Genomic DNA, 18,230 nt, shown 5'->3' with positions numbered 1-18,230 from the left:
GTCACGGAAACACCGCTTTGGCACCCGCGGCACCTCGGCCGCGACTACCATGGATCAGTGCATTCGCAGATTACCGTCCGTCCCGCCCTGCCCGAAGACTACGACGCCGTAGCCCGTATCACGATGGCGTCTTACGTGACCGCTGGCTACTATGGCAGCCCGGACCACCCGTACCTGGAGAAGCTGCGCGATGTGGCCGGCCGCGCGCGGTACGCCGATGTCTTCGTCGCCGAACGTGATGGCCAGGTTATCGGCTCCGTCACCTCGGCCAAGGCGGGAGGCGACTTTTCTGACATTGGCCTTCCGGACGAACTCGAAATGCGCACGTTGGTAGTTGATCCGGACGTGCAGCGCTCCGGCGCGGGACGCGCGCTCGTACAGGCGGTCGTCGACCAAGCCCGCTCCATAGATGGCATCAACGCCGTTTCCCTCACCACAGGCGCGACGTGGGAAAGCGCCAATGCACTCTACGCCAAGACCGGATTCGAGAGGGAGCCGGAGCGTGATTGGTTTGTTCCCGGGACCGACATAAAGCTGTTCGTTTACCGGCAGGATGTCCGCCAGCCATAAAGTTTCCTCGTAAACCCCGGTCATCGGGCCGGGTGCGGAAACTGAGAAAGGCGCGGCATGCGCAAGACATTCGGCACGGGCTCGGTCTGGGAGCAGACCCTTGGATACTCCCGTGCGGTCCAGGTGGACAACACACTCTTCATTTCGGCTACGGCGGCGTCCGGACCTGATGGCATCGTCGGCGACGACTTCTACTCGCAGACCAAGTACATCCTCGAAAAGCTGGGTGCCGTCCTGGCTGACGCCGGGTTCGACTACGAGGACGTCGTGCAGTCCAAGCTCTACCTGACCGACATCAGCAAGTGGGAAGACGCCGGCCGCGCGCACGGCGAAGTCTTCGGCGAGATCCGGCCCACCCTTTCCCTGGTCCACGTCCTGCCGTTCCTCGACCCTGAAATGCTGGTCGAAATCGAACTCGTAGCCCAGAAGAGCGCCTAAGAGCCTAAGAACTATCAAAGGTTGGCGCGAGCTGGCAGTAGATGCCCTCAAGAACGGCGGGAAGGGTCATTTGCTGCCAGTTCGCGCGGGGACGCCGTAGCGGTGTTCCGGGCGGCCGGTGCTGCCGTAACGCAGTTGGATTTCGACGGCGCCATCGTCGGCGAGCGAGGAGAGGTACCGTTGCGCCGTGGCGCGAGAGACGCCCACCCGTTCCGCTACTTCCGTGGCTGAGTATTGTTCCCCCGGTGCCAAGGATTCCAGCACCGATGCTTCGGTGGCCGATCGCGGCTTTCCCGACGGCGCGACGTCCCCGGCGACGAGCGCCCGCTTGGCCCGTTCGATCGTGTCCTGGTCCACCGCATGCTGTCGCCCGAGGATTCGCCGGTATCTGGCATAGGAACGCAATTGCTGCGACAGTGATTCAGCCGTGAACGGTTTCAGCAGATACGCCAAGGCCCCGCGCCGGAGGGCTGTCCTGATGGACACGGCATCGGAAGCCGCGGTCAGCATCATCGCATCCACATCGAGTTGGCCCAGGAGATCCAGGCCCGAACCGTCCGGCAGATAAACGTCCAGCAACACGAGATCCGGCCGAAGGCTATGCACGGACTGCAGCGCCTGCGCCGTGGATCCCACCGGGGCCAGGGCGAGGAAACCGGCCACGGAGTCCACGTAGGCTGCATGGAGCTTGGCGACATGGAAGTCGTCATCCACAATCAACACCCTGAAGTCTTCGCTCACTGGTGTCCTTCCTTGTGTTCGGCTGCTGCGGAGGGTTCGGCTGCTCCGGAGGGTCCAGCTGGCGGGGCATCCCCCGGCGAGCCGGTAACCCCTGGCGAGCCGGTAACCCCCGGCATCGTGGCCATGAAGACGGCGCCTGGACCGCCGGGCGAGCCCGGTTCCAGGACGCGCACGTCGCCTCCGCGACGCCGCACGAGCTGCCGGACCAGGGCGAGGCCGAGCCCCTGCCCACCTGCCCTGGCGGTCCCGCCTTCGGCGGCCTCCGCCGTCGTGAATCCTTCCACGAATACCCTTTCGGGCTCGACACCGCCGAGGCCGTCGCCGGAGTCCGCGACGACGATGTGCAGCGTGCCGCCGTCGGGCCCCGGTTCGTCGAGCAACTCAAGCTCCACCCAGCGTTGGGTCGAAGAGCCGGCGACAGCGGCGTTGACGGCGTTGTCGATCAGGTTGCCAAGCACCGTGGTGACGTCCTGCGGTTCGGTGACGTGCTCCCTCACTAGTGTCTCCGGGCCGATCCGCAACGCCACTCCTCGCTCGTCCGCCTCCACGCTCTTCGCGCCGACGAACGCTTGCAGATAAGGATCCTGCAGGAGCTCGGCTTGCTGCACGGGAAACTTCAGGGGACCGGTGGCGGAGATCCTGGCGAGATAGTCCTTGGCCTGGCCGTGTTGGCCGATGCTCAGGAAGCCGGCGATCGTATGGAGCTGATTCGCGAATTCGTGGCGCTGGGCCCGGAGCGCTGTGGACATGGTGCCCACGGCGTCGAGCTGGCGTGTCAGCTGCTGCAGCTCGGTGCGGTCCCTGAGCATGACCACCCAGCCGAGATCCTCCTTGCGGTGCAGCGCCTTGCGGGCGTTGGCAACCAAGACCCGCCCGCCCGCAACGATTTCCACGGCTTCGGCATCGTGCGCAGAGGGTTGAGTGAGGGCCTTGAGCTGCGCCGGGACGGCTGCGTTCTCCCAATCGGTGCCTGTCCAGTCAGTGCCTGGCAGGTTGGCGCCGGAGCTGTCCGAGCCGGCCGCGGCGGGGGAGCCAGGAGTCCCCGACGCTTCCGGCATACCAAGCAGCCGCCTCGCCGCGGCATTGAAGACAGTGATGCGGCCATCGGCGGAAATGCCGATCACGCCGTCGTCCACGCCTTGAAGCACGGCCACCTGGTCATGTACGAGGGTGCTGATTTCTTCGGGTTCGAGGCCTAGGGTCAAGCGTTGCAAACGGCGGCGCAGGAGGAAGGACGCCAGAACCCCGGCAACCAGGGAGCCCGCCGCGGTCAGGGCAATCGGGACGATGTCCTCGGCAAGGCTTTGGCCGAGCGACTCCATGGAATAGCCCACACTGACTTCGCCAACCACCGTCGCCACGGAACCCGGAGCGAAGACCGGGACCTTGGCGCCCGCGGATGGTCCCAGAGTGCCCGTGTTCCGGGTGGTGACTTCCTTCCCGGAGAGGGCGTCCGAGGGATCCGTGCTGACCCGTTCGCCGAGCCGGACGAGATCCGGGTGAGCCAGCCGCAAACCGGTCTCGTCCGTGACTACCACGAACAAAGCACCAGTGCGGCTCCTGGCAGCCTCGGCGGCTGCTTGGATGGCGCCGGTCGCGAGCACTCCGGGAGGCGGTGTTCCCGGCTCGTTGCTGATGGCTTGGACCTGGGCACGGATCACCGGATCCGAAGCCACGGTGCGTGCCAAAGTCAGCGCCTGGTTTTCCGCTTCGGCGCCGATCCGCCCATAGACGAGCCACGCATGCACACTGCCGCTGAGCAGCACCACCAAGAGGACGACCCCGAGTTGCAGGAGCAGGGTCTGCGTCGAGAACCGCAAGGCAAGCCTGGGCATCCTGCCTCCTTCCGGCTGGGATTGGCCGGCTGGAGCTGGGCAGCAGCGGCGCTGTATTTCTACGTCTACCTCTCCATTGAAGCATTGAGCACAATGAGCAAAATGCTCTCAATCAGCAGTATGTCCATCAAATCCCACAAACGCCTTGCTGTGAGCGTCGCCACTATAAGTTCTGTATCGCGCATCACATCGACGTGATGCCGTTCACTGTAGTAAGGAGCCGGCTGTGCTGGTATTGCTTGGATTCGCAATGATTGCGGTGTTCATGGTCCTGATCATGACAAAGAAGTTGACGCCCGTTCTGGCGCTGATCATCGTTCCCACCGTCTTCGGTTTGTTTGCCGGTGCCGGTCTTGGCATCGGGCCGATGGTCATGGATTCGATGAAGTCCATGACGTCCACCGCCGCACTCCTGATGTTCGCGATCGTGTACTTCGGACTCATGATCGACGTCGGACTGTTCGACCCACTGGTCAAGTTCATTCTCCGCAAGCTGGGCAACGACCCCGCCAAAGTGGTCCTGGGCACCGCCATCCTCGCTGCCGCTGTATCGCTCGACGGCGACGGCTCCACCACATTCATCCTCACCACCGCGGCGATGCTGCCCGTCTACCTCCGTTTGAAGATGAGCCCCGTGGTCCTGACCTGTGTGGCCGGCCTGGCCAACGGCACCATGAACATCCTGCCGTGGGGTGGCCCCACGGCCCGTGCGGCCACCGCCCTCAAGATCGACGTCAACGACGTGTTTGTTCCGATGGTCCCGTCCCTCATCGCTGGCCTCGTCGTCGTCTTCGTGTTCTCCTGGCTCTTGGGCCTGCAGGAACGCAACCGCCTCCGCGCCACGGCCCCCGAGATCTGGGGCGACGTCGCCGACGCAGGCGACGTGTTCGACGGCGGCACGAACCGCGGCGATACCGGCACCGGCTCCTCGGGCCGCGGTTTCGGCCCGGGGCGCACCGCCGCTAAGCCTGGCACCGGCGGCGGCACCGGCGTCGTGGTCCTGGAACGCACCGAAACCGTCGTGGACCTCGCCGATACCGGCCTGACCGACACCGCACTCGATCCGAACCGCAAGACCCTGCGCCCGAAGCTCTTCTGGTTCAACCTCGGCCTGACCGTCGCTGTGATGGTCATGCTGGTGGCCAACCTGGTGCCGCTGCCCTACGTCTTCATGGTGGGTTCCGCGATTGCCCTCCTGGTGAACTTCCCCAAGGTCAAGGAACAAGGCGCGCAGCTCGTTGCCCACGCACCGTCCATCGTGGCCGTGGTCAGCATGGTCATGGCGGCGGCTGTCCTCACTGGTGTCCTCAACGGCACCGGCATGGTCAAGGAAATGTCCGCGTGGCTGGTCCACATCATCCCCGCCGAGATGGGTCCGTTCATGGCCGTCATCACCGGGCTGCTCAGCATTCCGATGACCTTCTTCATGAGCAACGACGCCTTCTACTTCGGCGTCCTGCCGGTCCTGAGCGAAACCGCCGCGCACTACGGCATCAGCGGCGCGGAAATGGCCCGAGCCTCCATCACAGGCCAGCCCTTCCACCTCCAGAGCCCCCTGGTCCCCGCGATCCTGCTCCTTGTGTCCTTGGCCAAGGTAGAACTGGGAGACCACCACAAAAAGGTCTTGTGGCGCACGGCGGTCATCTCGGTCGTCATGCTCGCAGTGGGCATGCTGACGGGATCCATCGGCATCGGGTAGCAAAGCAACCAGCAACGCGGGGTCACTTACGGCCCATTCGGGACCTCCGGATGGGCCGTAAGTGACCCCGCGTTGTTCGTCGTCCAACCCACGTAGACTAGTCCGGAAAACCATTTGAACTTTGCAGGGGAGATCCATGGCTGCGATCAACCGTGACGACGTCGCGCATCTTGCGCGTCTGGCTCACATTGAAATGAGTGCCGAAGAGCTGGACAGGATGGCGGGCGAGCTCGCCGTCATCGTGGATTCGGTGAAGTCCGTCAGCGAAGCCGCCGGGGACGATGTCCCGGCCACGTCCCACCCGATTCCGTTGAACAACGTGTTCCGCGAGGACGTCGTGGGCCACACGTTCACGGCCGAGCAGGCTTTGTCCGGGGCTCCGGATTCCTTCGAGGGCCGCTTCAAGGTTCCGGCAATCCTGGATGAGGACTAAGCGATGACTGAATTGAACAACTCCGAACTCATCCGCCTGTCCGCAGCACAGTTGGCCGCCAAGCTGGCCGCGCGCGAGGTCACGTCCGTTGAGGTCACGCAGGCGTACCTGGACCGGATTGCCCTTGTAGACGGCGGGGCCGACGGCATCCATGCTTTTTTGCACGTCAACGCTGAAGAGGCGCTCGCGGTCGCCGCCGAGGTGGACGCGATCCGCGCCGCCGGTGGTGCCGAGGCCGAAGCGCTCCACGAGCTCGCTGGCGTACCGATCGCCGTCAAGGACCTCATCGTCACCATTGGCCAGCCCACCACGGCCGGTTCCAAGATCCTCGAGGGCTGGCACAGTCCCTATGACGCCACCGTCATCAAGAAGCTGCGCGCTGCGAAGATGCCCATCCTGGGCAAGACCAACCTGGACGAATTCGCCATGGGTTCCTCCACGGAACACTCGGCGTACGGCCCCACCCGCAACCCGTGGGACCTGGATCGCATTCCCGGCGGCTCGGGCGGTGGCTCCGCGGCCGCCGTCGCCGCTTTCGAAGCTCCGCTGGCCCTTGGCACGGACACCGGCGGATCCATCCGCCAGCCCGGCGCCGTCACCGGCACGGTCGGCATGAAGCCCACCTATGGTGCCGTTTCCCGCTACGGCGCCATTGCCATGGCGTCGTCGCTGGACCAGATCGGTCCGGTTTCGCGGACCGTGCTGGACTCGGCCTTGCTGCAGGAAGTCATCGGCGGCCATGACCCCTTCGACTCCACCTCGCTGACGGACCCCTTCGACACGCTCGTTGCCGCAGCCAAGACGGGCAACGTCACGGGCATGAAGATCGGCATCGTTAAGGAACTCCACGGCGAGGGCTACCAGGCCGGCGTCGAGAACCGTTTCAACGAGTCCCTTGAGCTGCTCAAGGAGGCTGGTGCGGAAATCGTCGAGGTTTCCTGCCCTAACTTCAAGTACGCGCTGGGCGCCTACTACCTGATCATGCCTTCCGAGGTTTCCAGCAACCTGGCGAAGTTCGACGGCGTGCGCTACGGCTTGCGCGTCCTGCCCGAGGACGGTCCCATGACGATCGAACGCGTCATGGCCGCTACCCGCGCCGCCGGTTTCGGCGATGAGGTCAAGCGCCGCATCATCCTGGGCACTTACGCCCTGAGCGCCGGCTACTACGACGCCTACTACGGTTCGGCGCAGAAGGTCCGCACGCTCATCCAACGCGACTTCGATGCCGCGTTCGCGCAGGCCGACGTCCTGATTTCGCCGACAGCCCCCACCACGGCCTTCAAGCTGGGGGAGAAGCTGGACGATCCGCTGGCCATGTACCTCAACGACGTCGCCACCATCCCGGCGAACATGGCCGGTATCCCCGGATTGTCCCTGCCTGGCGGCCTGGCCGACGAAGACGGCCTGCCCGTAGGCATCCAGCTGCTGGCGCCTGCCCGCGAGGACGCCCGCCTGTACCGCGTGGGTGCTGTCCTTGAATCCTTGCTCGAAGAGAAGTGGGGCGGCCCGCTGTTGGCGAAGGCACCTGAATTGAAAAACGCAGGTCTCGGTACCGCATTCAACACCGCCGGAGGTTCCAACTGATGTCTACCGACGCCATCCTCAGCTTCGAAGAGGCCATGGAGAAGTACGATCCCGTCCTTGGCTTCGAGGTCCACGTGGAGCTCAACACCAAGACCAAGATGTTCTCCTCCGCCCCGAACGTCTTCGGCGACGAGCCGAACACCAACGTCAACGAGGTGGACCTGGGCATGCCCGGCGTCCTGCCCGTGGTGAACAAGACGGCAGTGGAATCCTCCATCAAGATCGGCCTTGCCCTGAACTGCAAGATCGCCGAGTCGTGCCGCTTCGCCCGGAAGAACTACTTCTACCCGGACACCCCGAAGAACTTCCAGACGTCCCAGTACGACGAGCCCATCGCGTATGACGGCTACCTGGACATCGAGCTCTCGGACGGAACGGTGTTCCGCGTCGAGATCGAGCGCGCACATATGGAAGAGGACGCCGGCAAGCTCACCCACATGGGTGGCGCCACCGGACGCATCCAGGGTGCCGACTACTCGCTGGTGGACTACAACCGTTCCGGCGTTCCGCTCGTGGAAATCGTCACCAAGCCGATCGAGGGCGCCGGCAGCCGCGCACCCGAACTCGCCAAGGCCTACGTCGCCGCAGTGCGCGAAATCGTCAAGAACCTCGGCGTTTCCGATGCCAAGATGGAACGCGGCAACGTCCGTTGCGATGCCAACGTCTCCCTGCGCCCGCACGGCCGCGAACGTTTCGGCATCCGTTCCGAGACGAAGAACGTCAACTCTCTGCGCGCCGTCGAGCACGCCGTCCGTTACGAAATCCAGCGTCACGCCGCCGTCCTGGACTCCGGTGAGCCGGTCATCCAGGAAACGCGCCACTGGCACGAAGACACGCGCACGACGACGTCGGGCCGGGCAAAGTCCGACGCCGACGACTACCGCTACTTCCCGGAGCCGGACCTCGTTCCGGTCCTCGCGTCCCGTGAATGGGTTGAAGAACTCCGCGCCACCTTGCCCGAGCCGCCCGCGGCCCGCCGCAAGCGGCTCCAGGCCGACTGGGGCTATTCGGACCTCGAGTTCCGCGACGTCGTGAACGCCGGCGTCATGGACTCCATCGAGGAGACCATCGCCGCCGGTGCCAGCGCCTCCGTGGCCCGCAAGTGGTGGATGGGCGAGATCGTCGGACGTGCCAAGACCGCCGACGTCGATCCCTCCGAACTCGGCGTCACGCCGGAAACCATCGTGGAGCTCAACAAGCTCGTCGAGGGCGGCAAGATCAACAACAAGATGGCTTCGCAGGTGCTCGACGGCGTCCTCGCCGGCGAGGGCACCCCGGCCGAGATCGTCGAGAAGCGCGGCCTCGCCGTCGTGTCCGACGACGGCCCCCTGCTTGAAGCGATCGACGCCGCACTGGCGGCCCAGCCCGACGTCGCGGAGAAGATCCGCGGCGGCAAGCTCCAGGCCATCGGTGCGATCGTCGGCGGAGTCATGAAGGCCACCCGCGGGCAGGCCGACGCCGGACGCGTCAAGCAGCTGATCCTGGAGCGGCTCGGCGTCGAAGGCTGAGTCCCACCCGCCACCCGCGCCTCACCCAACTAGGTCGCAGTTGTTGTCGTTATGAGCCGTCAAAACGACAAGAACTGCGACCCGGTTGTGTCTGGATCCACAGCCCCCACACAGCTTCAGGGCTCATCATGGAGTCATCAGTTCTTTGCTGCCCGCCCCTTACCGGTCCGGGGAGGAGCGGAGAAAGGATTCGGCCATGTCCACCATGACTCCGGGGGTTCGTAAGGCCCTCATCGCCGGCGGTATCGCCGTCGTCCTCGGCGGCGGTGGTGCGGCCGCAGTGTGGGCTGCCGGCCAGATCATCCCCGAGTACGTGGTGAGCGCGACGCCGACAGGTACGGCGTCGCCCGCCACGCCGTCGCCGGGGGCCACCTCGCCCGCCACTCCGTCGCCCGGCAAAGCCCGGCCGTTCCCCGTGCTTCCCCGCGGCTTCGCAGGTCCGGGGATCCACGGTGAGTTCACGGTCAAGAACAAGGACGGCAGCTATACGACCCTCGTGTCGCAGCGAGGCACCGTGCAGTCCGTCAGCGATGCGAGCATTTCCGTCAAGAGCGATGACGGCTTCACTCAGAGCTACGCGATCACATCGTCTACCACCATCGTCAAGCTCCCCGCTTCCGGAGCGGGCACGCAAGGCCGGCGGCCATCTCCCCAGACCATCAAGGCCACCGACTTGAAGGCGGGGGACACAGTCGCTGCCTCCGGCACGAAGAGCGGCACCACCGTCACGGCCACACGCATTATCGGAGGTACCTTGCCTGCTGCGCCCGGTAATGGTGGACGACGGCTGGGCTACGGGAGCGTCTCTTCCTGAACCCGCGCCCGCTCGTCTGGCTATGATGCTACTACCGCCGAACCACGCCCGTGGTTCGGCGGCTCAGCCAAGAAGGAGACGAATGCGCCCCACGATCAAGTCCGTGGCGGCAGCAGCCGGGGTTTCGACGGCGACTGTGTCCTATGTGCTTTCAGGCAGGAGCGGCAAAGACGGCAGCAGGAGCGGTTCCGGCGTGGCCCCCGCCACCGTGCTCCGGGTTCAAGAGGCTGCCCTGGCCCTCGGATATCGCCCCAACCAATCGGCAAGGGCGATCCGCACTGGACGAACGAACCTACTCATGCTGTCGCTGACCATGATCTCGGATCCATGGGCACTGGACGTGAGCCGCGCTGTTGGTACGGCTGCGGCCCAACGTGGCATTACGCCCATGATTCTGGCCGATACCGACTGGCGGGTGGCCCTGAAACGGCAAAACGCCGACGTGACATTCATCGACGGCGCCGAAGAGCCAGGGGATGCCGAACTGCTGGCGCAGGCGGCGAGATTGCAGCGCTTGGTGGTTTTCAGCGACACCATGGAACCTGAGGGATTCGACGTCGTGCGCCCGTTGGCCGGTTCGTCCTGCGAACAGGCGGTGGATCACCTCACCGGGCGGCACCGCCGGGTGGGTTGCCTGATCTCGTCGACACATTCGATGAGCACCCTGGACATCCGCTTGGGCGCATACACGCGTGGCCTCGCCAAGGCTGGTTTGGATTACCGGGACGACTACGTCGAGACGTATGACCGCGACGGACTCAGCGCGTTCGATGCCGCGCTGCGGCTCCTGCAGCGGGCGGACCGTCCGACCGCGATCTATGCGACCACCGATTTCGCCGCGATCGCAGCCATCCATGCGGCCCAACGGCTGCAACTCCGCATTCCCGAGGACGTGGAAGTGCTCGGTATCGGCAACACCACCGAAGGCGAGCGCATGACGCCGTCGTTGACCACCGTTGGTCCTGAGGGCTTTTTCGATGGCTTGGCTGCATTCCTGCTCGACCGGGCAGAGAATCCCGATGGGCCCGCGAGCGTTCTGGAATTCCCCTGGAAGCTCATTGTGAGGGATTCAGCGCCCTCGGCGTGAACCGGGAGCCCTCGGTCGAACCGGGAGCTATCCCCGAGGTACGTCGATGCACGTTCCCGATGATCAGGCAATCATCCCATTTGCACTTTGATGACGTTTTGTGCCCGAAAAAGTTAAGGAAAGATCAATCAGGATCTTGCCTTTAAACGATTAACATGATGTGATCAACTGCACAACATCAGTTGGGTTGGCTGTTCGCCGAATGCGGGCCCGCCCCCGAAGGACCGTCGGTCTTCTGACCAAGACATCGGAGAATTCTTATGAACCACAACGTGACCCGCAGGTCATTCCTTTCCTTTGCGGCCGCCGGTGCCGCCGTCGTTTCGCTCGCTGCCTGCGGCGGGAACAGTGCCGCCGGGGGCAGCGCAGCCAAGGCCGCCTACGCTGCTCCCGCGAAGGACCTGAGCGCCGAGCTGAGCTACGCCATCTGGGACGCGGCACAAAAGCCCGCGATGCAGAAGATCGTGACCGAGTTCAACAAGCAATACCCGAACATCAAGGTCACCATCGACGTCACGCCGTCGAAGGGTTCGGCCTACTGGACGAAGATCCAAACCCAGGCAAGCAGCAACACCCTGCCGGACGTTTTCTGGATGAATGGTCCGCACATCAAGCTCTACGCGCAAAACAACCAGCTGTTGCCTTTGGACGGACTGGTCTCCGGCAAGGGAGTGGATTTGTCCAATTACCCCAAGGCACTGGTGGATCTGTACACCGTCAACGGGACGTTCTACGGGGTCCCCAAGGACTTCGATACCAGTGCGCTCTTCTACAACAAGGCCCTCTTCAAGGAAGCCGGGGTGCCCGATCCGACGCCCAACTGGACATGGGACGACGTGAAATCCGCTGGCGCGAAACTGTCCAAGTTCTACCAGGGCAAGGGTATCTACGGTTATGCCGGGGACCTCACCGGTGGCCAGACCAGCTACTACAACACCATGATCGAAGCCGGCGGGACCATCATTTCGGCCGACGGCAAGAAGTCGGGCTACGACTCCGCCGGATCGATCGCAGGCCTCCAGTTCTGGCGCGACCTGATCGAGTCCGGCGTATCGCCCTCGATGCAGCAATTGACGGACACCTCCTCGAGCGACATGTTCACGTCCAGGAAATTGGCTATGACCATGGACGGCTCCTGGACCGTCGGGCCGGCCCAAAAGGCACTCGGTGACGATCTGGGCATTGTCAGCCTCCCGAAGGGGCCGAAGAGCAACCAGAGCGTGATCCACGGACTTGCCAACGTGATTCCCGCCAATGCGAAGAACCCTGCCGCGGCGCAGGCGTTCGTCGCCTTCCTGGGGACCCAGGATGCTGCCAAGATCCAGGCGGAAACTGGAACCGTCATCCCGGCTTTCAACGGCACGCAGGATGCCTGGGTCAAGTCCGTTCCTTCCGTTGACCTCAACGTCTTCCTTGACCTGGCCAAGGATGCCTCGCCCTACCCGGCGTCTGCCAACACTGCCGCCTGGAACGAACTCGAGAACACCTTGCTGCCGCAGGCCTTCGCCGGGACCAAGCCGGTTGCCGACGTCGCCAAGGACCTTGCCAGCCAGATGAATGCCGCGCTGGCCAAAGAATCATGAAAGCCCAGACCCTGACGCCGGCGTCCAAAAGCGTCCGTGCCGCCCGGGCAGCGGGGGATCGCCGCAAAGGAAAATCGAAGTCGGATGGCTGGTGGCCATGGTTGTTCGTGGTGCCTACCGTTGCGGGCATCGGTGTGTTCTACCTTTGGCCGATCATCCAGACGTTCTACTACAGCTTCACCAAGTGGGGAGTCTTCGGCGGAACCAAGTTCATCGGCTTGGACAACTACGTGCGGATGTTCGCGGATTCCACTATTCCGCAGTCAATCCTCAATACGCTGATCTACACGGTCGTCGTGCTGCTGGGGATTCCCATCGCGGTCATTCTTGCGTCCTTGATCGAGCGTCCCGGCCTGCGCTTCGCAGCCCTGTACCGGACGCTGTACTTCATTCCCTACATCACCATGCCGGCCGCCGTCGGGATCGTATGGAGGCTGATCTACAACGGTGACTTCGGACCCATCAACTGGTTCTTGGGCTTGTTCGGGATCCAGGGCCCCTACTGGACATCGACGCCGGGGTTCGCACTGCTCGCCGTGGCTACCGTGGGGCTTTGGATGTCGCTGGGATTCAACCTCATCATCATCAGCGCGGGGCTGCGCGAGATTCCGCGGGAGCTCTTCGAAGCGGCGGAAATGGACGGGGCCAGCCGGGTCCGCCAATTCTTCAGCATTACCGTTCCGTTGTTGACGCCCAGCATCTTCTTCGTCACGATCGTCACCGTGATCAGCGGCTTCCAGCTGTTTGATCTGCTGTACGTGATGATGGGGAAAGCCAACCTGGCCATGCCGCAGACGCAAAGCCTCGTGTACATCTTCTACAACCAGGCCTTCCTGCAGAACGACAAGGGCTACGCGGCCGCCATCGGCATCCTGATCCTGGTCATCATCGCTCTTCTGACCGCTTTCCAATTCCGTATCCAGAAGAGGTGGGTCAACTATGTCTGAATCGATGCTCTCCACAAAAAGCGGCGTCGAATCGCGACGGAGCGGGGCGGCCACCGCGAGGCCGTCTCAAGCTCCAGGCACACCCGCGGATCGCGACGGCGCGGGCCGCGCAAGCAAGGGCCGGGGCGCCAAAAGCCACGGCGCCAAAGGCGGCAAACAGGGCTCGAACGTCCTGGCGCACTGTGTTCTGAGCATTGGCGGGTTGGCCATGATCTCCCCGCTCCTGTACCAGATCGTCATGTCGCTTTCGACGAACGCCGAAGTCCAAAGCACCCCGCCCACCCTGTGGCCGAGTGTCGTCCAATGGCACAACTTCGCGGACGTCTTCACCTCCATGAATTTCGGTTCACAGCTTTGGGTGACGGTAGCAATCACAGTGATCCGGGTGATCGGGCAAGTGCTCCTCTGCTCGATGGCGGGCTACGCCTTCGCGCGGATGCAGTTCCGGTTCAAAGGGCTCATCCTGGCCGTCGTCTTGTCGATCATCATGGTGCCGTCCCAGTTGTTCCTGATCCCGCAGTACCAGATCATCCAAAACCTGGGTTGGCTGAACAGCATTGCCGGCATCGTGGCTCCGGGCATCTTCAGCGCTTTCGGCCTGTTCCTGATGCGCCAGTTTTTCATGGGGCTCCCGGACGAACTCGAAGATGCGGCACGGCTCGACGGCGCCAATCCGTTCCAGATCTTCTTCCGGGTCATGCTGCCACCCGCGGCCAACGGCCTGTGGGCCCTCGTCATCATCACTGTGCTGTGGTCCTGGAACGACCTCTTATGGCCTTTGGTAGTGACGTCGACGGCGAACGCCGCACCGTTGAGCGTCGGGCTTTCGAACCTCCAGGGTGAGCACGCCAACAATTACCCGATCCTCATGGCGGCATCCCTGATGGCCATGGCGCCGATCCTGATCATGTTCCTGCTCATGCAGAAGCGCGTCATGGCAGGCATCGGCCGCTCGGGACTCAAGTAGGGCTCAAGTAGAGCCCAAGTAGAGACTCAAGTAGAGCTCACGTAGGAAAGGATCACAGCCTTGACGGAACAGAACGCGGCACCGGATGACGGCTGGTCGTTCGTGCTCGTGGACTCCCTGGAAAAGGTCTACCCGGACGTTCCACCACGGCCGTTCGACAGGACCATTCCGATGTCCGTTTTCCCCGGCGAGACCGCCTCGGTCCAGGTAGCGCTCCGGCCGCCCATGAAACACGACTTTCGGCTGTCCGGGGCGTTGGAAGTTGCAGTCGATGGTCCGGCGGCAGGATTCACCTCCATTTCGCAGGTTGAGCTGGTGCCATGTTCATTGGCGGCATTCCCGGAGCATGATGGCGGTTACGACCGGGACACCCCCGGACTGTATCCGGACCTTTTGCGGCCTGCCCCGGATGGGCTGATCAATCCGCTCTATGGCCAATGGACCGCGGCATGGATCGACCTCGTGGTGCCTTCCGTGGATCACGCGGGCGATCACGAACTCGGGATCTCGGTGCGGGACGCGGAAGGCAACACGCTCTTCAGCACCCACATCTGCATCACCGTGGTGCCCCCGCAAGCCCCGGAACTGGAGATCGTGAACGCCCACTGGTTCCACTGCGACGGCTTGGCGAGCCATTACGGCGTCGGCGTGTTCAGCGAGGAGCATTGGTCGATCATCGATGCCTTCATGGGGTCCGCGGCAAGGATGGGAGCCAATTCGCTGCTGACACCCACGTGGACTCATCCGCTGGACACGGCCGTCGGAGGAACTCGGCTGCCCACCCAGCTGATCGGGATCCGCGAAGATTCCGGCTACCACTTTGATTTCAGCAAGCTGTTGCGCTGGGTGGGCCTGTGCGCCAAACACGACATCCAGTACTTGGAAATCGCCCATTTGTTTACCCAATGGGGCGCCAAAGCGACTCCGGCGATCTATATCGAAACCGCGGAAGGCCTGGAGCGGCGCTTCGGCTGGGACGTGCCGTCGACGTCGTCCTCGTACCGGGAGCTCATGGCCGAGCTGCTGCCGGCGCTGCGGTCCTTTCTGGCGGAGCACTGGTCGCTTGACCGGGTCATTTTCCACATTTCGGATGAACCGGAGGGTGCCGAAGCCCTGGCCGGATACCAACGGGCAAAGGGCGCCGTCGCGGATCTCCTCGACGGGCTGACGGTGGTTGACGCCCTGAGCGACTTCGAGTTCTACAGCAGCGGGGCAGTATCGAATCCCGTGGTGGCAAGCGATGCCGTGGCGCCGTTCCTGGCGGCCGGAGTGAAGGACCTGTGGGTCTATTACTGCGTCGCCCAGGACGTCGGTGTTGCGAACCGGTTCATTTCCATGCCTTCAGTGCGAAACCGGGTGTTGGGCCACCAGCTCTTCGCCCTGGAATGTGCGGGTTTCCTGCATTGGGGATTCAACTTCTACAACACGGCCCACTCGTTGGCGCCCGTGGACCCGTTCAAGGACACCTGTGCCGGAGGAGCCTTTCCGGGCGGCGACGCCTTCATGGTCTACCCGGGACCGGACGGGGTGCCGTGGGAATCGATCCGTTACAAGGTGCTCGCCCAGGCCATGTGGGACCACCGGGCATTCTCGCTCCTGGCGAAGCTCGCCGGTCGCGAGGAAGTGCTCGCCCTCATCGATACGAACGGCTCGGGCGGGAGCCTCGCCATGGACAGCTTCAGCTACGACCCCCTTCACTACCGAAGGGTTCGCGAGCTGGTCAACCAAGGAATCGCGCAACGGGTGGGTCAAACACGCCCGCGCATCAACCTATCTAGTTAGGAAAGTACTTATGGACCTCAAAGTAGGCATCGTCGGATTCGGCTTGCGGTCGTCGCTGTGGCGCCACGCGCACAAGCCCGGCCACGGTTCGGAAGTCACGGTCGTGTGCGATCTGGGCGAGCGCGGCCGGGCAGACGCGGCCGAGAAGATCCCGACGGCGGTCATCACCGAAGACTTGGACGTCCTGTTGGACTCCGGTCTGGACGCGGTCCTGGTCCTGACGCCGGACAACCAGCACGCCGCCGTCGCCGTCCGGACGCTCAAAGCCGGCATCCCCACCTTCTGCGAGAAACCGCTCGACGTCACGCTCGAAGCAGCCGACGTTATCCTCCAGACGGCCTTCGACACCGGAACGCGACTCTACGTGGGCCACAACATGCGGCACATGCCGGTGGTGGTGCAGATGCGCGACATCATCCAGGCCGGGACCATCGGTGACGTCAAAGCAGTTTGGTGCCGGCATTTCGTGGGGAACGGCGGGGACTACTATTTCAAGGATTGGCATGCCCAGCGTGCCAACACCACAGGGCTGCTGCTGCAAAAGGGCGCCCACGATATCGACGTCATCCACTGGCTCGCCGGGGGATACAGCACCAAGGTCCAGGCGATCGGCGAGCTGGCCGTGTACGGGGACGTCGCTTCCCGCCGCGACAACACGGGGCGGCGGATGGGAGATTGGTTCTCCGTGGACAACTGGCCCCCCACCGAACAGACGGACCTCGCCGAGACGATCGACGTCGAGGACATCTCGATGATGAACATGGTCTTGGACAACGGTGTACTCGCCTCGTACCAGCAGTGCCACTTCACCCCGGACTATTGGCGGAACTACACGGTGATCGGCACCAAAGGCAGGATCGAGAACTTCGGTGACGGGGCCGGCGACCAGATCTACGTATGGACCACCAGGACCACCTCCGGTTTCGCCGAGCCTGACCAGAAGGTCTTGGTCCGTGACGGAGAAGGCGGCCATGGCGGAGCGGACCCCTTGCTGATCGCTGAGTTCCTGCGCTTCGCCAAGGATGGCGGAACCACGGCGACCTCGCCGATCGCGGCCCGCGAGGCCGTGGCCGCTGGAGTGCTTGCCACCGAGTCCCTCCGCGGCGACGGTTGCGCGAAGCTGGTTCCGGCCTTGCCCGAGGAGCTCGTGGAGTATTTCAACGCAGGCCAACCGTCCCGGGTCCGGGAACTCTAGCGCCCGCGCCCCCAAGTAGCTCGCAGTTGTTGTCGTTTTGGGGCCTCATAACGACATTAAATGCGAGCTAGTTGGGCTGGGAGGCGCCAGGTGAGGTGCCCCCGGCGAGTTCGGTCATGACGGTCTGCAGCGCTTCGCAGACCGTCATGACCGATTTCCGTTTCAGGGTCTCCGGCCTCGCGAGGATGTCGATCTTGCGCACGGAATTCACCCCCGCCAGCGGACGCAGCACCACGCCGGCGTCCAGCACGCGCTGGGCGGTGAACCGCGGTAGCAAACCTATCGCGCCGCCGTCCGCCACGAGCGAGGCAACGGTGGAATAGTCGTTGATGCGGTGCAGGACATCCGCGGGACGTCCGCTGACGGCGACGACGGCGGCCAGTACGTCCGCGGGGGAATAGCCGGCGCGGCTGGTCACCCAGGGCTGCCCGACGACGTCGGCCGGCCTGAGTTCGCGGCGCGCCGCGAGCGGGTGCCCGGCAGGCAACGCGACGTCGAGCGGTTCGTCGGCGAGGGGGATCACGGCCACTTTGTCGGTGGGCCACCCGGGGCTGTGCTCCATCCGGTGCGCCAGCACGAGGTCATAGCGCGCGGCGAGGCCCGGAAAGTCTTCCTGTGCAACGTCTTCGTCGGCGAGCTTCACGCGGGGAACGCTGTTTTCCGGACCCGCGTTGCGCGCGCTAGTCAATAAAGCTGCCAGCGGAGCGAACAAGGCCTGCCCCGCACTGTGGAAGGCGCTCAGGGTCACAGTGGAGCCCGGGGAGTCGTGGTAAGCGCCGATCGCCGCCTGGGCGTCCGCGAGCGCATTCACGACGGCGGCTCCGGCGTCGGCGAGGACCCGGCCCGCATCGGTGAGTACCAGGGCGCGGCCTTCCTTGCGGGTCAGGGGCACGTCCACCGATTTCTGCAGGAGTGCGAGCTGCTGGGAAACGGCCGAGGGGGTGACCATGAGCGTCTCGGCTACGGCCTTGACACTGCCGAGATCTCCTAGTTCCCTGAGCATCTGGAGCTGATGTACTTCCATTTAGCAAATGCTAAATCGTTGAT

The 18,230-nt window shown here is 63.9% G+C and carries 16 protein-coding genes; 13 read left to right on the top strand and 3 right to left on the bottom strand.

The features are described from left to right. Window positions 1–57 precede the first annotated feature (57 nt). Together ACFVTG_RS22640 and ACFVTG_RS22635 are read left to right on the top strand one after the other, a co-directional pair. Entirely contained in the window at window positions 58–570 is a 513-nt protein-coding gene (locus ACFVTG_RS22640; RefSeq protein WP_284751376.1) for a GNAT family N-acetyltransferase, read from the top strand. 57 nt (window positions 571–627) lie between these two features. Further along, window positions 628–1,008 (top strand): RidA family protein, encoded by a 381-nt coding sequence (locus tag ACFVTG_RS22635; protein ID WP_078105825.1) that lies wholly within the window; start codon window positions 628–630, stop codon window positions 1,006–1,008. A gap of 66 nt (window positions 1,009–1,074) precedes the next feature. Here ACFVTG_RS22635 and ACFVTG_RS22630 read toward each other — a convergent pair whose 3' ends face one another. Together ACFVTG_RS22630 and ACFVTG_RS22625 are read right to left on the bottom strand one after the other, a co-directional pair. Beyond that, window positions 1,075–1,749, bottom strand: coding sequence for a response regulator (locus tag ACFVTG_RS22630; RefSeq protein ID WP_284751375.1), 675 nt, complete (start codon window positions 1,747–1,749; stop codon window positions 1,075–1,077). Beyond that, window positions 1,746–3,584, bottom strand: coding sequence for an ATP-binding protein (locus ACFVTG_RS22625; protein ID WP_390282989.1), 1,839 nt, complete (start codon window positions 3,582–3,584; stop codon window positions 1,746–1,748). Before ACFVTG_RS22625 ends, ACFVTG_RS22630 begins: the two co-directional genes overlap by 4 nt. 226 nt (window positions 3,585–3,810) lie before the next feature. Here ACFVTG_RS22625 and ACFVTG_RS22620 point away from each other — a divergent pair, with 226 nt between their 5' ends. The 11 genes from ACFVTG_RS22620 to ACFVTG_RS22570 all read left to right on the top strand — a co-directional run bounded on the left by ACFVTG_RS22620 (window position 3,811) and on the right by ACFVTG_RS22570 (window position 17,183). Beyond that, window positions 3,811–5,283 (top strand): CitMHS family transporter, encoded by a 1,473-nt coding sequence (locus tag ACFVTG_RS22620; protein WP_390282988.1) that lies wholly within the window; start codon window positions 3,811–3,813, stop codon window positions 5,281–5,283. A gap of 136 nt (window positions 5,284–5,419) precedes the next feature. Further along, complete coding sequence (gatC, locus tag ACFVTG_RS22615; protein ID WP_184736130.1) at window positions 5,420–5,716, top strand: Asp-tRNA(Asn)/Glu-tRNA(Gln) amidotransferase subunit GatC; 297 nt, start codon at window positions 5,420–5,422, stop codon at window positions 5,714–5,716. A gap of 3 nt (window positions 5,717–5,719) precedes the next feature. Then, window positions 5,720–7,300 carry an Asp-tRNA(Asn)/Glu-tRNA(Gln) amidotransferase subunit GatA gene (gene gatA, locus ACFVTG_RS22610; protein WP_390282987.1) on the top strand — a complete coding sequence of 527 codons (1,581 nt, stop codon included), beginning with the start codon at window positions 5,720–5,722 and terminating at the stop codon, window positions 7,298–7,300. Further along, complete coding sequence (gene gatB, locus ACFVTG_RS22605; RefSeq protein WP_284989768.1) at window positions 7,300–8,808, top strand: Asp-tRNA(Asn)/Glu-tRNA(Gln) amidotransferase subunit GatB; 1,509 nt, start codon at window positions 7,300–7,302, stop codon at window positions 8,806–8,808. Before gatA ends, gatB begins: the two co-directional genes overlap by 1 nt. A gap of 196 nt (window positions 8,809–9,004) precedes the next feature. Continuing rightward, the gene (locus ACFVTG_RS22600) at window positions 9,005–9,622 is read left to right on the top strand and encodes a hypothetical protein (RefSeq protein ID WP_390282986.1); all 618 of its coding nucleotides are present in this window, start codon (window positions 9,005–9,007) and stop codon (window positions 9,620–9,622) included. An 82-nt stretch (window positions 9,623–9,704) separates the two neighbouring features. Continuing rightward, window positions 9,705–10,709 carry a LacI family DNA-binding transcriptional regulator gene (locus ACFVTG_RS22595; protein ID WP_284751369.1) on the top strand — a complete coding sequence of 335 codons (1,005 nt, stop codon included), beginning with the start codon at window positions 9,705–9,707 and terminating at the stop codon, window positions 10,707–10,709. Window positions 10,710–10,969: 260 nt separating this feature from the next. After that, complete coding sequence (locus ACFVTG_RS22590; RefSeq protein ID WP_390282985.1) at window positions 10,970–12,292, top strand: extracellular solute-binding protein; 1,323 nt, start codon at window positions 10,970–10,972, stop codon at window positions 12,290–12,292. Further along, the gene (locus tag ACFVTG_RS22585) at window positions 12,289–13,239 is read left to right on the top strand and encodes a carbohydrate ABC transporter permease (RefSeq protein ID WP_284751367.1); all 951 of its coding nucleotides are present in this window, start codon (window positions 12,289–12,291) and stop codon (window positions 13,237–13,239) included. Before ACFVTG_RS22590 ends, ACFVTG_RS22585 begins: the two co-directional genes overlap by 4 nt. After that, window positions 13,232–14,206 (top strand): carbohydrate ABC transporter permease, encoded by a 975-nt coding sequence (locus tag ACFVTG_RS22580; RefSeq protein ID WP_390282984.1) that lies wholly within the window; start codon window positions 13,232–13,234, stop codon window positions 14,204–14,206. The genes ACFVTG_RS22585 and ACFVTG_RS22580 overlap by 8 nt, the downstream gene beginning before the upstream one ends. 60 nt (window positions 14,207–14,266) lie before the next feature. Continuing rightward, window positions 14,267–15,988, top strand: coding sequence for a DUF4091 domain-containing protein (locus tag ACFVTG_RS22575; RefSeq protein ID WP_390282983.1), 1,722 nt, complete (start codon window positions 14,267–14,269; stop codon window positions 15,986–15,988). Window positions 15,989–15,998: 10 nt separating this feature from the next. Further along, complete coding sequence (locus tag ACFVTG_RS22570; protein ID WP_390282982.1) at window positions 15,999–17,183, top strand: Gfo/Idh/MocA family protein; 1,185 nt, start codon at window positions 15,999–16,001, stop codon at window positions 17,181–17,183. A 67-nt stretch (window positions 17,184–17,250) separates the two neighbouring features. Here the strand turns inward: ACFVTG_RS22570 and ACFVTG_RS22565 are convergent, their stop codons facing one another. Continuing rightward, window positions 17,251–18,207, bottom strand: coding sequence for a LysR family transcriptional regulator (locus tag ACFVTG_RS22565; RefSeq protein WP_390282981.1), 957 nt, complete (start codon window positions 18,205–18,207; stop codon window positions 17,251–17,253). Window positions 18,208–18,230 lie beyond the last annotated feature (23 nt).

This window comes from Arthrobacter sp. NPDC058127, from assembly GCF_042884555.1.
In the GTDB taxonomy this organism is placed as follows: domain Bacteria; phylum Actinomycetota; class Actinomycetes; order Actinomycetales; family Micrococcaceae; genus Arthrobacter.
Note: the sequence above shows the minus strand (reverse complement) of the source record. Positions and strands in the feature narration are given on the sequence as shown.